Genomic DNA, 14,192 nt, shown 5'->3' with positions numbered 1-14,192 from the left:
GCCCCCACCCCAACCCCTCCCCTGAAGGGGAGGGGCTTAGAATGATTTATTCCCGCCCCCCTGCCGCCTCCAGCACGGCGGCGACGGCGACTTCCCAGGCGCGGACTCGGGAGGCCGCAGCGGGGTTGGCCACCGGCGTGAAGCCATGGGTCGGCCCGCGCATCGCGCAGGCCGATTCGAGGTCCGCGAACAGTCCCGCGCCGACGCCTGCCAGCATCGCCGCGCCGAGCGCCGTGGTCTCGATGAAGTGCGGCCGCTCCACCGTCAGCTCCAGCATGTCGGCGAGGTCCTGCGCCAGCCAGTCGTTGCTGACCATACCGCCGTCGATCCTGAGGTCCGCCCAGACCGCGCCGTCGGCGGCAAAGGTCGCCTTGAGGTCAAGCGACTGGTGCGTCACCGCCTCCAGCGCGGCGCGGACGATATGCGCGCGACCTGTCGAGAAGCTGAGGCCGGTGATCGCCCCGCGCGCATCGGGCCGCCAATAGGGCGCGCCGAGGCCGGAGAGCGCAGGCACGAAGCTGACCCCGCCATTGTCGGGGACGGAGGCGGCAAGCGCGGCAGTTTCCTCCGCGCTGTCGATCAGGCCCACTTCGTCGCGCAGCCATTTAACGACGCTGCCCGCGACGAACACCGATCCTTCGAGGGCAAAGCAGCGTTCTCCGCCGATTTGCGAGGCGATGGTGCCGAGCAAGCGATTTTTGGAACGCGGCATCTGCGCGCCGGTGTTGGTGAGGATGAACGCGCCGGTGCCGTAAGTCGCCTTGGTCTGGCCGGGGGCAAGGCACGCCTGCCCGATGGAGGCCGCCTGCTGATCGCCCGCGAGGCCGGTGATCGGGATGGGTGCGCCGAAGAGATCAGGTTGGGTGGTGCCGAACGCACCGGCGCAATCGACGATTTCGGGGAGCAAGGCGGCAGGCACGCCGAACAGGTCGAGCAATGCGCTGTCCCAGCCGCCCTGCTCTATCGCCATCAGCGCGGTGCGTGAGGCGTTGGTGGCGTCGGTGATGTGGACACCGCCTGTGAGGCGATAGACGAGATAGCTTTCGACGGTGCCGACCGCGAGATTATCGCCCAGTTCGTTAAGCTGTGGCCAGTTGGCGAGCGCCCAGCCCATCTTGCTGCCGGAGAAATAGGGGTCGAGAAGCAAGCCGGTGCGGTCCTGCACCATCGGTTCGTGGCCCGCGACGATGAGGTCATGGCAGGTTTCCGCGGTCCGGCGGTCCTGCCAGACGATGGCAGGCGCGACGGCTTGCCCGGTGCGGCGGTCCCAGAAAACGACCGTCTCACGTTGATTGGTGATGCCGATGCAGGCGATGCGGTCCGGGCCGCCTGCTTTCGTCACCATCTCCTGCGCGCATTCCAGCGTGAGCGCCCAGATTTCGTTGGCGTCATGTTCGACGCGGCCCGGCGCGGGATAATGCTGCGTCAGGGGGCGTTGCGCGGTGCCGAGGCACGCGCCATCCGGCGCGAACAGCATCGCGCGGGTGGAGGTGGTGCCTTCGTCGATGACGAGGATGGATTGGGTCATTTTGGTTATCCTCTCGTCGTCGGTCGATATTCCCTTTTCCCACTCTCCCGCCCCATTCCCCGTTCGGTTCGAGTAGCTGTCGAGCTTGTCGCGACGGCGTATCGAGAACAGTTCTCGACAAGCTCGAACCGAACGGTGTTGGGGAGGAACGGTGTGAAAAGGGCAGGTCTGTCGGTTACCCCAGAACCAGCGGTCCATGCTCCAGCTTCGGCAAGACGTGCCGCGCGAAGAGGTCGCATTCGGCGGCGTGGGGGTAGCCGGAGAGGATGAAGGCTTCGATCCCTTCGTCCTGATAGGCGCGCAGCTTGGCCAGCACCTGATCGGGATCGCCGACGATCGCCGCGCCGCAGCCCGACCGTGCCCGGCCAACCCCGGTCCACAGATTATCCTCGACATAGCCTTCTTCGCCCGCCGCCGCGCGCAGTTCCGCCTGCCGCGTCACGCCGACCGACTGGCTGTCGAGTGACTTGGCACGGATCGCGGCACCGGCATCGTCGTCCAGCTTGGAGAGCAGGCGAGTCGCTGCGGTGCGCGCCTCCGCCTCGGTTTCCCGAACGATCACATGCGCGCGATAGCCGAACTTGAGCGTGCGCCCGTAACTGGCGGCGCGCGCGGTCATGTCGGCGATGATGTCCCGCACCTTGTCCATCGTATCGGGCCACATCAGGTACACGTCGCAGCCCTGGGCAGCGGCATCGCGTGCGGCGGGGCTGAGGCCACCAAAATAGAGCGGCGGGCATTTGCCGGAAACCGTCGTGATCTTGGGTGGATCGAGATCGAGTGTGTAGAACTCCCCCTGATGATTGAGATGCTCGCCGTTCAGCATCGTCTTCAGGATCTGCATCACTTCGAGCGTGCGCGCGTAGCGCGGATTGCTTTCGAGCGTGTCGCCCGGCAGATCGGACGAGATGATATTGACGGTCAGCCGTCCGCCCAGGATGCGGTCGAGCGTGGCGATGCGGCGGGCCAGCTGCGGCGGCCAGTCCTCGCCGATACGCACCGCCATCAGCAGACGGATCTGCTTCACCAGCGGCGCGATCGCACCTGCGAAGATGGTGGTGTCGATGCCCAGCTGATAGCCGGAGGGCAGCAGGATATTGTCGAAGCCCCCGCTGTCGGCCTGCATCACGATATCGCGGCAATGCTCCCAGCTTGATGCCAGCTTCGGGTCGGGCTGCCCCAGAAATTCATAGTCGTCGTCGCACAGCGCCGAAAACCAGCTTACTTCGCAGGATTTGGTGGCGGCATCATTCATGGCAACGGTTCCTCTCTCGATGCGGTCAGGACGGCGTACCATTCGGCACGGGTCCAGCGGACCTTGTAGGCGTCGGCGGATTCGCGAATGCGCGCGGGCGTCTGCGATCCGACGATCGGTATGGGGCGCGCGGGATGCGCCATGATCCAGCTGAGGGCCGCAGCGGTGACGGAAACGCCGTAACGCTCGGCCACCCGGCGCAGGGCGGCAACGACCGCACGTTCGCGCTCGCTGTGCGGATCAGCGATGCGCCCGCCGCCCAGCGGCGACCAGGCCATCACCGCCATGTCCATCCGCATCGCCACATCCAGCTCGCCCGACACGATCGGTGCGAGCGTGAGCGCGGAAAACTCCGGCTGGGTGGTGGCAAGCGGCATGGGGAGGAAATGGGTCAGCGCCTCGATCTGTGCGACCGTGAAATTGGATACGCCGACTGCGCCGATCTTTCCGGCCTTGTGCGCATCCTCCAGCGTGCGCGCGATTTCCTGCGGGTGCGTCAGGATGTCGGGGCGGTGAATCTGCCACAGGTCGACATGATCGACACCCAGGCGGGAGAGCGAGGCGTCGATCGCGAACTGAAGATAATCGGCGCTGCTGTCATAGGGTGTGCCGATGACGATACCGCCCTTGGTCGCCAGCACCATGCGGTCGCGCAGGCCCCTGTCCGCCGCAAAGACCCGGCCGAGCAGCCGCTCCGACGCGCCGAAGCCTTCGCCATTGTCCGGCCCGTAGATATCCGCCGTATCGAACAAAGTGATACCCGATTCGAGGGCGGCATCGACAAGCGCGCGGGCGGCGGCAAGGTCATCGCCCTTGAAACGCCACATGCCCCAGGACAGCCCGCTGACGGTCAGGCCGGACTGGCCAAGCGGACGCTGGCTGAGGGGGGCTGGGAGAAAAGCGGAACTGGTCATGGGGTGATGTCGATCCTTCAGGGTCGGGGAAAGGGAATGGCGCGGGTGGATTGTCGCTCGATCAGCGCGTGTGGCAGGCGGCGATGCTCCGCCCCCGGCCCCATGCTGAACAGCAGGCGCGTGCCGGTCTGGCCCAGCGTGCGCGTCGGCTGGCGAATGGTGGTAAGCGGCGGATAGACGACCTGCGCAAGCACGGTATCATCAAAGCCCGCGACCGAAAGCTGGTCCGGCACGATGATCCCGCTCTTGTGCGCGACGGCCAGCACCCCGGCGGCCATGTCGTCATTGCTGGCGAAAATCGCGCTAGGCGGATCGGCCATGGCCAGCAGGGCCTCGGCCGCCTTGACGCCGCTGGCGAAATCAAACTCTCCGGGAAAGACGATGCCGGGTTCATAGTCGATCCCCGCCCGGTCGAGCGCGCGGCGATAACCGAACAGCCGCTCGTTGCTGGCCATATGGTTGGGATGGCCGATGATGAAGCCGATGCGGCGATGGCCGTTGTTGATGAGATAGGACGTCATGTCGTCCGCCGCCTGCACATCGTCGATGAACACCGACGAGGTGATCGCATGGTTGGTGCCCGGCGATATGCGGACGAACGGGATCGCGCGCCGCTCCAGCTCCGCCAGCACCGCCGCGCAATCGGTGACGGGGGAGGACAGGATGATCCCATCGACATGCGTCTCGTCGATCAGCCCGCCGACTTCGCGCGCAACATCGGGCGAGGCGACATCGACCGGCTGGGCGAGCAGGCGCACACCTTCCTCACGACAGGCTTCCCACACGCCTTCCTGGATCTGGTGGATATAATAGGGCGAATGATTGTCGTAGAGCAGCGCGATCTGCCCGGACTTGCGCCCCGCCAGCGCACGCGCGGCGATGCTGGGGCTGAAGCGCAGGCTGCGCACCGCCTCCTCCACCTTCACCCGCGTATCCTCCCGCACATAGCGTTCCTTGTTGAGAACGCGCGAAACGGTCTTGACCGACACGCCGGCGGCTTCGGCGACGTCGCGGATGGTGGCGCGCTCGTTCATGGGCCGTTCGTTCATAGGCCGATCGCTTCCAGCCGGGCGACATGGCGCGTGGCAATATCCGCGAAGAAAGGGGCATGGGAGCTGTCGGCGCGATAGAAGGCGGGGGTGCGGCCGATCGGCGCGTCCACCGTGACGCTGCCGGGCGCATGATGCGCGCCTGTCCACAGATGCACCCAGTCCGTCCCCTGCGGCAGATGGCAGGTCCATCGGGTGGCGTCGGCTTCTATGACAGGTGCGACCAGCAGGTCGCGGCCATAGAGATAGTGGGTTTGCAGGGTGTCGCTGTCCATCGCCTCTTCATGATGCAGGAACAGCGCGCGTTGCAAGGGCAGTCCGGTTGTCCGCGCCGCTTCGCATAGCAGGCGGGTGTAAGGCGCAAGGTCCGCATGCAGCTGGCTCATCGCGGCAAAATGGTCGAGCAGTTCGGGCGTCGAATCGACTTGCAGGTTCTCGTCCGGGCGATTGCCTTCGTGCGTGCGCATGACCGGGGTGAACGCGGCCAAGTCGCTCCACCGCATCAGCAGCTCGGCGGTGCGGACATTCCCCATCAGGCTGGTGTAACCGCCGATGTCGCTGTGGCTGTAGGCATTGCCGACGAGACCCGCCGACAGCGCGGCGGTGATGACCGTGCCGATACCGTCGTGCCGGGAAAAATCGACGGACTGGTCTCCCGCCCAGAGCAGCGGACAATAATGCCCGACGTCGGTACCGCCCGCGCGCATGAAGAAAACCGCCTCGCCCGTCTTGCCGCGCAATTCCAGCGCGCGGGCATTCACCTTGGCCCACAAAGTCGGCCAGGCATTATGCGCCAGCATCGGGTCCATCCCGTCGAACAGGCGCACATCGGTGGGCAGATATTCCCCGAAATCGGCCATCCAGCCCATGATACCAAGATCGAGCATTTCCCGCCCGATCACCCGGTCCGCGAACCATTCGGCCGCATCGGGATTGGTGAAGTCCACGATGGCCGCGTCGAACTCGCCGAAATCGACATGATAGGGCATGTCGGCATCCTGGCGCAGCGCGAGATAGCCTGCGGCGAGGGCCTCCTGATAGAGCGCGCCGTCGATCGCCAGATAGGGGTTCACATAGGCGAGGAACCGCACCCCCTTTGCCGCCAGCGCCGCGATGCGCCGGTCGAGATGGGGATAACGGTCGCGGTTCCACCGCCAGTCCCAGAACAATCGCTTGCCGAAGCTGGTGATGCGCAGCCCCACCCAGTCCTCGCACCACAGTCCGGTGACGGGCACGCCCGCGTCGATCATCCGCTCCAGCCGCGCGAAACTCGCCTCCCCCTGCTTCAGGCCGACGATCGTGCCGCCGTTAGCCCATTCGGGCAGCAGCGGCTGGCGCCCGAACCGCGTGGAAAGCGCGGACACCAGATCGGCCATCGTCGGTGCGGCGAACAGTTCGATCTTTGCCGGAATGTCCCAGCATTCGATGATGAAATGATCCGCTGCCATGAAATCGAACGCGCAATAGGCATGGGTGTCGACATGCAGGGCGGTGCCCCGCTCAAACAGGATCGTGGGCTGCGGATAATTGGTGGTCCAGTAATCGCCCCCGGCATTGCCCGCTGCGTCCATCGCCTGCGTGAAGGCGCTCGTCTTGTCCCGCCCGACTCCCGGCTCGGACGTCCAGACCGGAAACACGCGCCCGCGCAGATCGAGATAGGACATCTGCTCGCCCAGCCCGAAGATTTTCTCTACTCCATCAGTAGAAAATCTTAGCCAGCAGCGATTGACGGCGCTGTCATGCGATTCTAGCAGGAGAGCGTCGGACTGGACGACCAGCGACAGCGCCACCGGTGCTCCTTCTCTCTCGGCAAGATCGATCCGCACCGGGGCATCGTCCCCTTGCGCCTCGATGACGCGCGCATGGGCGAGCGGGGTGCGGGTTTCCACATGATCGGAGAGACGGAAATTGCCGCGAAACATCTCGATATCCGCCGTGCCGCGGCCGACCGTCACCATCGGCATGTCGGCGCTGTGCGCAGCCACCAGACGGTCGCCCTGCCAAAGCGCGAAGCCATCATCGGTAATGCGGACGATCGGCGCGATAGTCGCCATGGAACCTCTCTCGATCGACAGCCCGATCAGGCAGCGCGGCCGCCCCTGCCGGGTGTCACATATTTATGACAGCGATGGACAATGCCACAGTCCTTCCCCCTGTTCAAGATTGACAATGGCGCCGCGACACTCTTATTACTGCTCCAAACCGGCATGAGAATGCCGGATAAAGAGCATAATCTACGCAAAACGGGAGGATCCCATGATTAGCCGCACCTGTGCCCCGCATATCCGTTCCATTTTTCTGACAACGATGGCAGGCGTCAGCCTGACCGCTCTGGCGCAGCCCGCGCTGGCGCAGGACCCCGCAACCCCCGCCGGTGCCGCAGAGGAATCGACCGGCATCGACATCGTGGTAACCGCCCAGAAGCGCGAGGAAAATCTTCAGAACGTGCCGCTGTCGGTTTCGGTGGTGAGCGGCGACGCGATTGCCGCACAGGGCGGCGTCAATCTTGAAAACGCGCAATATCTGGTCCCTTCGCTGAACTTCCGCAAATCGGGCACCAGCCTCAACCAGGCCCTGTTCCTGCGCGGCGTGGGCACCATCAACTTTTCGATCGCGGCGGAGCCTTCGGTCGCGGCGGTCATCGACGGCGTGGTGCTGAGCCGCGCGGGCGAAGGCTTCGGCGATCTGGTCGATATCGAACGCATCGAAGTGCTGCGCGGTCCGCAGGGCACATTGTTTGGCAAGAACGCGTCGGCCGGGGTCGTCAGCATGGTCTCCAAGGCCCCGCAGGACACATTCGGCGGCACCATCGAAGCCAGCTATTTCGATGCCGACGAATATCGCGCCCGCGCCACGATCAACATTCCGCTGGGCCAGGACGTTCGCTCGCGCTTCACCGGCTTTTACAGCGAATATGACGGCAATATCCGCAACATCGCGCTCAACCGCACGGTGAACGGATACAAGCATTATGGCGTGCGCGGTGTTATCGAAGCCGATCTGTCCGATGCCGTAACCGTCATTCTGCGCGGCGACTGGCGCAAGGCGAACGACGATTGCTGCGCCGAAATCATCGGCACCACGCCAAGCAATGCCGCCGCGACGGCACTGTCGGGCACCAACATTTCAGGCGACGAGACGCGCCGGATCAACCAGAATCTGCTGACCCAGACGAAGGAAGAAAGCTGGGGCGTGTCGATGCAGATCGACGCGGAACTGGGGAACCAGATCATCACCTCGATCACCGCCTATCGCAACTGGGACAATACCGAAATCCGCGACGGCGACTGGCTCGACCGGCCTTATGTCGGCCTCAACCAGTTGCACGATGTCGGCCCGCAGACGTCCAAGACGTTCAGCCAGGAATTGCGCCTCGCGTCTCCGGCCGGCGGCGTGCTGGAATATGTCGCGGGCCTCTATTACTCGCGCGCCGAATCGCAGCGGGTTTTCAGCCGCGACGTCATCGTCTGCACTGCCTCCACCTTGCCTGCGGTCGCCCCGGGCCTCGTGCCCTGCGCGACCACAGGGGGCGTTTCCACCTTCACCAACCCCTTCGGATCGACCGATTACGGATCGGTGTTCACCAACATGGCGGCATTCGGCCAGCTGACGTTCAACGTGTCGGACCGGTTCCGTGCCATTGGCGGCCTGCGCTACACGGCGGATCAGCTTGACGGCAACATCCTGCGCACGACGCGGCTTGCGGGACCGGGCGTGAACGGCAATTTCGACGCAGGCATCTACAACAACGGCAGCCCGGTCGCAGGCGTGTCGAACGGCCAGCCCGTGAAGCTGAAGAAGGTGAACGACAACTGGTCGGGCAAGGCGGCGCTGCAATATGACATCAGCGACGGCACCATGGGCTATGCCAGCTACACGCGCGGGTACAAGGGCCCGGCCTATAATCTGTTCTTCAACCTGAACACCAATGGCGCAGGGGTGATCGAGCCGGAAACCGTCGATGCCTATGAAGTCGGCCTGAAGAACCGCTTCCTCGACAACACGCTGATCCTCAACCTCACCGGTTTCTACGCCAAGTACAAGAATTACCAGGCGAACAACCCCGATCTGGTGGCGGGCGTGGTGGTTACGCGGCTGACCAACGCGGGCAGCGTATCGACGCGCGGCGTGGAAGCGGACATATTGTGGCAGCCAAGCCGCGCCTTCAACATCAGCGGCGGCCTCGCCTATACTGACGCGAAGGTTGACCAGTTCCGCCTGCCCCCCGGCGCGACCGAAGCGCAGCGGGTGCCCAACGGCACGCGGCTGGCCAATGCGCCGAAGTGGAAAGGCTCGCTGGGCGCAACCTACACGATCGAGACGGGCGGCTTTGCCAATGTCGAATTGGGCGCGCAGGGCAGCTATCAGTCCAGCCAGCTCTATGAGCTCAGCCCAAATGCCGCGGTGCGCGCGGCTACCACGGTGAAGGGCTATGGCATCGTCGATGTCAGCGCCGGTCTGGTCGATGCCGATAACGGGTGGAGCGTTCGCGCGCAGGTGAAGAATCTGTTCGACCAGAGCTTCGCCTCGTCGATCGTCTCGGGCGGCCCTGGCGGTTCCTATCGTTACATCATTCCGCGTGAAGCGGATCGCTATTTCGGGGTGACCGCCAAGGTCAATTTCGGCAGCGAACGCTGATACAAGGACGCAATTGCCGGAGGCGCGACGCTATCACGCGCTTCCGGCAATGCCGGGCTGGCGGCCTCTGCACGGGCCGCCAGCCCTTTTTTCATGGAATCGCGAAAAGTTCCGCGCCTCAACGGAGTTTCGGCGCGTTTTGCCGTATCCGCCGATGTCAGGGTGAGCCGTCGTTAACCATCTTCGTATAGAGAAGAAGAAACGTCACCTTTCGGAGCCGCCTGTGATCGAGTTTGCCGCACTGACTTATGGTATGCTGACCAGCTTCGTCCTCTCATCGCTGCGCCGCAATCAGGCCGCGCGCAGGCCCCATCCGCCGATGCTCCGCCATGTCGGTTATATGCTCTGCGGCATGTCGGCCGGCGCCTGCGCCATTTTGACGGGCACGGCATTATCCGCATTGCTGACATGAAAAGGGCGGCCGCAGCCGCCCTTTCCGTTCCGTAGAGACGTGGCGGCGAATTACCGCACCGAGCCGCGACGCACCAGATTGACGATCGCGAGCAGGATCACCGCACCGGCAAAAGAAACCAGCAGCGATGCAATGTCGTAGCTGCCACTGGTGATCGGCGCGACACCCAGCAGCGGCGATACGACGAAGCCCGCGATGACGGCGCCGACGATCCCGACGACGACGTTCAGGAAGATGCCCTGCTGCCCGTCGGTCCGCATGACCATGCTGGCCAGCCAGCCCAATATGCCACCGACGATGATAAGAATGATGATGCCCATGATATTCCTCCCGTGAACAAAGACGGCCAAGTGTGGCTGCTGCCAGACTGGACGCATGGCGGGGCGGAAAAGTTCCGCAGGGGCTGGTCAGGCGGTCACTGGCTCCAGCCGCGGCACCATCAGATGAATCCACGCCAGCGCCACCAGATAGGCCACGGCGCAGATCGCGAACATCGGCCAATATCCCGTGCCCGAAGTCAACGACCAGCCTGCGAACTCGATCATCGCCGTGCCGGACAAATTGCCCGCGATCGCGCCCATGGCAATCACGCTGGCCACCCGCGCCGTCGGCACGATATCCGCCGTCATGCCGAAAATGTTCGTTGAAAAGCCCTGATGCGCGAACAGCGCCATGCCGATCAGCAGCGCGGCGGTCCACGGATTGCCGGCATACATGGCAAGCGGCGCAGGCAGGATCATCAGCGCGAAGAGGAACATCGAAAGCTTGCGCGCCCGATTGATGGTGAAGCCGCGCGAGAGGAGGATGGGGAACAACGCCCCGCTGCTGACCGCGCCGATGGCCGCCAGAACATAGATGAGCGCGATCGGATAACCCAGGTTCCCCTGCGTCATGCCGAATTGCCGCGCGAAGAAATCGGGCATCCAGAACAGCATGAACCACCAGACGAGGTCGGTGAACGCCTTGGCACCGATGACGGCCCAGCTGCGCCGGTCCGACAGCAATGCGCCCCAGCGGACACCCTTGATCGGGCTGGCGCTTTTGGTGACGGCATTGACGGGATCGAGATTGCGCGTGCCGACGATCCAGAAGATCAGCCACAGGAAGCCCAGGCCGCCGGTGACGAGAAAAGCCGCCTGCCAGCCGAACGCAAGCGCGAAGGGCGGGATGAGCAAGGGCGTCGCGATCGCCCCGATATTGGGCGCGGTGTTGATGAGACCGATGCCCAGCGAGCGTTCGCGCAGGGGGAGATAGGTGGCGGCGGCCTTGATCGCGGCGGGCGTGTTCACCGACTCCGCAACAGCCAAAGTGACCCGGGCCGCCACGAACTGCTGCACCGTCATCGCAATCGCATGGCCCATGCCCGCCAGGCTCCATATGGCGACGGCGGCACCATAGGCAAAGCGCACCCCGAAACGATCGACGAACCAGCCGACACCGAGCAGCGCGAGTGCCGCCGAAATCTGGAAGGAGGAACCCAGATGCGCGAAATCCTGGTCGGACCAGCCGAACTGTGCCTCCAGCATGGGCTTGAGCAGCGCCAGCACCTGCCGGTCGACATAATTGAGCGCGGTGGCGAAGAAGATCAGCGCGATAAGACCGTAGCGCAGCGATTTGCCCGTTTCCGGTGGCAATTCCCCCGCCGCACCCTGCGCCGAAAGATCCGTCTTTTCTTGCGCCGAAAGGGGCAACTGGGTCACATCGGCTCTCCTGCATCCGGCTCTGTCCGCCTCTGTTTTAAGTTGCGGGCGGCGATAAAGCGATATAGGCACAGGCGATATGACAACGCAAGACAGAAACCGTGTCATGGCCGCCGATCTCTACTGCGATCTGCTGGTCGAAACGCCCCAGCCAAAGCGCCGCTGGCAGGAACGCGTGCCGGGCATGGCGATGGCGGTTGTCGCCTCGCTCGCCGCCGCCTGGCTCAGCGATCATTATGGCGCGCCGATCATTCTGATGGGGCTGCTGATTGGCCTGTCTTTGAGTTTCGTCAGTGCCGAGCCGAAGCTCGCCCCCGGCCTTACCTTCGCCTCGCACACCTTGCTGCGCATCGGCATCGTGCTGGTGGGTGCGCAAATCACCTTCGCGCAGATCGGATCGCTCGGGCTGGCCGCCTTTGTCGCGCTGGTCGGCATCATGGCGATCGTGATGCTGACCGGTGTGCTGGTAGCACGCCTGTTCAAACAGGATGTCCTGTTCGGCCTGCTGGCGGGCGGCGCAACCGCCATCTGCGGCGCATCGGCGGCGCTGGCGCTGTGGAGCCTGATCGGTGAAAAGCGGATAGACCAGGCGCGGTTCACCATCGTGCTCGTCGGCATATCGGTGGCGAGCGCGCTCGCCATGTCCTTCTATCCCCCGATCGCGGAGTTTCTGGGCCTGAACGACCGGCAGGCCGGTTTTCTGATCGGGGCATCGATCCACGATGTCGCGCAGGCGATCGGCGGCGGCTTTTCCTTCTCCCGCCCCGCTGGCGAAGTCGCGACGATCGTGAAGCTGACGCGCGTGACGCTGCTCGCGCCCGTGCTGGCGATCGTGGCGATCGTGCTGCGCAGCCGGGGCGTCGCTGCGGAAGGCACGAAAAGCCGCATCCAGATACCCTGGTTCGTGCTTGGCTTTCTGGCTTTGGTGGGGATCAACACCGCCCTGCCCCTGCCCGCGCCGATCATCGACGCGTCGCATACGCTTTCGAAGGCGCTGTTGCTGGTATCGGTGACGGCGACGGCGATGAAATCGCAAATGGCGATGCTGCTGACGCAGGGCTGGCGCAGCTTTGCCCCCGTGATCGCGGCGACGCTGATGGCTTTCGCGCTGTCGCTCGGCGCGGCGCTGATCCTGTGAGGATGTCATGATCTACGACATCTGCGTCATCGGCGGCGGGATCAACGGCACGGGTATCGCGCGCGACGCCGCCGGGCGCGGCGCGTCGGTGCTGCTGCTGGAAAAAGACGATCTGGCGTCGGGAACATCATCGGCTTCCACCAAGCTGATCCACGGCGGGCTGCGCTATCTGGAGCATTACGAGTTCCGGCTGGTGCGCGAATCGCTGATGGAGCGGGAGCGGCTGCTGGGCATCGCGCCCCACATTGCCTGGCCGATGCGATTCGTGCTGCCGCATCATCCGGGGTTGCGCCCGCGCTGGCTGCTGCGGCTGGGCCTGTTCCTCTACGACCATATCGGCGGGCGCAAGCTGTTGCCGCCTACGCGCAGCATCGACTTGCGCAGCGATCCGGCAGGCACCCCACTCAAGCCCGGCTTTGCGCATGCATTCGAATATTCGGATTGCTGGGTGGACGACGCACGCCTCGTCGTGCTGAACGCACGCGATGCGGCGGCGCGCGGCGCGGAAATCCGCACCCGTTGCGCCGTGACGGGGGCGACACGTGAAGGCGATTTGTGGCGGATCGACAGCCGCGCGGCGGACGGCACCGAACAGACGTTCCAGGCGCGCACGATCGTTAACGCCGGCGGCCCCTGGGTCGTGCGGATGATCGACGCCAGCCACACGCCCCGGTCGGCGAACATCCGGCTGGTGCGCGGCAGCCATATCGTGACCCGCCGCCTGTTCGATCATGATCGCAGCTACATCTTCCAGAACGCCGATGGCCGCATCATCTTCGCCATCCCCTATGAGCGCGACCTGACCCTGATCGGCACCACCGATCGCGAGCATGAGTCGCCCGACGTGCCCGCAAAAGCGACCGACGAGGAAATCGCCTATCTGTGCGCGGCGGCGAGCGAATATTTCGCCAAGCCGATCACGCGGGATGATGTCATCTGGACTTACAGCGGCGTGCGCCCGCTCGTCGATGATGGCGCGAGCGCGGCGCAGGAAGCGACGCGCGATTATGTGCTGAAGCTGGACAAGGATGGCGGCGCCCCGCTGCTGTCGATCTTCGGCGGCAAGATCACGACATACCGGCGGCTGGCCGAGGAAGCGGTGGAAATGCTGGCCCCGTCCCTGCCGGTGCTGAAAGGCGCAAGCTGGACAGCGGGCGCGGCGCTGCCCGGTGGCGACTTCGCGCTGTCGGAACGCGGCGCGTTGGCCGACCGCATTGCACGCGAACATCCCTTCCTGTCGATGGACGATATTGCGCGCATCGTCGCCACCTACGGCACGTGCGCCTTCGACTGGCTGGGCGACGCACGGGACCGCGCGGCGCTGGGCGAGGACTTCGGCGGCGGCCTCACCGAAGCGGAAGTGCGCTATCTGGTGCGGGCGGAATGGGCCCGTACGGCGGACGACGTGCTGTGGCGACGGACGAAGCTGGGCCTGCGCGTGGATGCGCACGGCGTGGCGCGACTGGAGGGGCTGATGGGGCGACTGGTGAACGAAGTCATGGTGTAGTTATAACATTGTTATAACTTTATTCCTATGATATGCGCTGCACAGGAGACA

Annotated in this window: 11 protein-coding genes; 4 read left to right on the top strand and 7 right to left on the bottom strand. The window is 64.6% G+C overall.

Going from position 1 to position 14,192, the window contains the following annotated elements; all coding sequences use genetic code 11:
• Positions 1-46: 46 nt before the first annotated feature.
• From ENE74_RS06190 to ENE74_RS06170, 5 genes are all read right to left on the bottom strand, one after another.
• Complete coding sequence (locus ENE74_RS06190; protein ID WP_127689923.1) at positions 47-1,528, bottom strand: glycerol kinase; 1,482 nt, start codon at positions 1,526-1,528, stop codon at positions 47-49.
• A 175-nt stretch (positions 1,529-1,703) separates the two neighbouring features.
• On the bottom strand, positions 1,704-2,783 hold the full coding sequence (locus ENE74_RS06185) for an LLM class flavin-dependent oxidoreductase (RefSeq protein WP_127689921.1): 1,080 nt from the start codon (positions 2,781-2,783) through the stop codon (positions 1,704-1,706).
• Positions 2,780-3,697: an aldo/keto reductase gene (locus ENE74_RS06180; protein WP_241241857.1), complete on the bottom strand. Its 918-nt coding sequence runs from the start codon at positions 3,695-3,697 to the stop codon at positions 2,780-2,782. Before ENE74_RS06180 ends, ENE74_RS06185 begins: the two co-directional genes overlap by 4 nt.
• A gap of 17 nt (positions 3,698-3,714) precedes the next feature.
• Entirely contained in the window at positions 3,715-4,731 is a 1,017-nt protein-coding gene (locus ENE74_RS06175) for a LacI family DNA-binding transcriptional regulator (RefSeq protein WP_127690564.1), read from the bottom strand.
• A gap of 11 nt (positions 4,732-4,742) precedes the next feature.
• Positions 4,743-6,800, bottom strand: coding sequence for an alpha-glucosidase (locus ENE74_RS06170; RefSeq protein ID WP_127689919.1), 2,058 nt, complete (start codon positions 6,798-6,800; stop codon positions 4,743-4,745).
• Positions 6,801-7,002: 202 nt separating this feature from the next.
• On the opposite strand from ENE74_RS06170, the gene ENE74_RS06165 reads away from it, so the two are divergent.
• On the top strand, positions 7,003-9,384 hold the full coding sequence (locus ENE74_RS06165) for a TonB-dependent receptor (protein WP_127689917.1): 2,382 nt from the start codon (positions 7,003-7,005) through the stop codon (positions 9,382-9,384).
• A gap of 223 nt (positions 9,385-9,607) precedes the next feature.
• Complete coding sequence (locus ENE74_RS06160; protein ID WP_127689915.1) at positions 9,608-9,796, top strand: hypothetical protein; 189 nt, start codon at positions 9,608-9,610, stop codon at positions 9,794-9,796.
• A gap of 50 nt (positions 9,797-9,846) precedes the next feature.
• Here the strand turns inward: ENE74_RS06160 and ENE74_RS06155 are convergent, their stop codons facing one another.
• Complete coding sequence (locus ENE74_RS06155; protein ID WP_127689913.1) at positions 9,847-10,116, bottom strand: GlsB/YeaQ/YmgE family stress response membrane protein; 270 nt, start codon at positions 10,114-10,116, stop codon at positions 9,847-9,849.
• A gap of 87 nt (positions 10,117-10,203) precedes the next feature.
• The gene (locus tag ENE74_RS06150; RefSeq protein ID WP_241241915.1) at positions 10,204-11,430 is read right to left on the bottom strand and encodes an MFS transporter; all 1,227 of its coding nucleotides are present in this window, start codon (positions 11,428-11,430) and stop codon (positions 10,204-10,206) included.
• Positions 11,431-11,575: 145 nt separating this feature from the next.
• Between ENE74_RS06150 and ENE74_RS06145 the strand changes: the two genes are divergently transcribed.
• Together ENE74_RS06145 and glpD are read left to right on the top strand one after the other, a co-directional pair.
• Complete coding sequence (locus ENE74_RS06145; RefSeq protein ID WP_241241856.1) at positions 11,576-12,634, top strand: YeiH family protein; 1,059 nt, start codon at positions 11,576-11,578, stop codon at positions 12,632-12,634.
• A 7-nt stretch (positions 12,635-12,641) separates the two neighbouring features.
• The gene (gene glpD / locus ENE74_RS06140; protein WP_127689907.1) at positions 12,642-14,141 is read left to right on the top strand and encodes a glycerol-3-phosphate dehydrogenase; all 1,500 of its coding nucleotides are present in this window, start codon (positions 12,642-12,644) and stop codon (positions 14,139-14,141) included.
• The last annotated feature ends 51 nt before the right edge of the window (positions 14,142-14,192 follow it).

It is taken from the genome of Sphingobium algorifonticola, assembly GCF_004005485.1.
GTDB classification, from domain to species: Bacteria; Pseudomonadota; Alphaproteobacteria; order Sphingomonadales; family Sphingomonadaceae; genus Sphingobium; species Sphingobium algorifonticola.
The sequence above is the reverse complement of the archived record's forward strand: the minus strand, read 5'-3'. Positions and strand labels throughout refer to the sequence as shown.